Source organism: Thermomicrobium sp. CFH 73360 (genome assembly GCF_023806465.1).
Classification (GTDB): Bacteria; Chloroflexota; Chloroflexia; order Thermomicrobiales; family Thermomicrobiaceae; genus Thermomicrobium.
Genome location: NZ_JAMSLS010000027.1, coordinates 1 through 647, shown reverse-complemented (window position 1 = coordinate 647; position 647 = coordinate 1). Strand labels below are relative to the sequence as shown.

1 protein-coding gene is annotated in these 647 nt (G+C 70.9%); it reads left to right on the top strand.

What is annotated here, in order from left to right:
• Window positions 1-647, top strand: a 647-nt coding sequence (locus NET03_RS13365; protein ID WP_252129383.1) for a HAMP domain-containing protein, incomplete at both ends; no start/stop codon positions are given.

Below are 647 nucleotides of genomic sequence, written 5' to 3'. Positions count from 1 at the left end.
GCGATGGTAGGGGCGGCGGGGCTGGCGGTGGTGGCGTTTGTCGTGGGCTTTCTGGTCCTGCGGCCGGTGTTACGGACGGTGAGTGCGGTGGCGCGGGCGAGTGAGCGGCTGGCGGAGGAGGAGTTTGCTGCGCTGGAGGCGGCGCTGGGGCAGTTAGCGGCCGGGGATCTGACGGCTCGTTTTGTGGTGACAACCGAGCCGCTTGGGGTCCGTGGTCGTGACGAGCTGGCGCGGATGGCCCAGGCGTTTGACCGCATGCTGGAGCGCTTGGGGGTGGTGGGCGAGACCTTCGGGCGGGCGCTCGAGGGGTTGTCGCAGCTGGTGGGGCAGGTACGGATAGCGGTTGGGCAGGTGCACGGTGCGGGCAGCCAGGCGCAGGTGCTTTCGGCGCAGATCGCGGATGCGACGACGGCGGTGGCGCGGACGGTGCAGGACGTGGCGCAGGGGTCGGCGAGGCAGGCGGAGCAGGTGAGTGCGGCGTCGACGGCTGTAGAGGAGATGAGTCAGACGATTCAGGCGGTGGCGAAGGCGGCGCAGGAGCAGGGGCGGGCGTTGCAGCGGGCGACGGAGTTAGTGCAGCAGATGGCGGAGCGGAACCAGCGGGCGGGGGAATTGGCGCGGGTGGTGACGGAGCGGGCGGGGAGGAA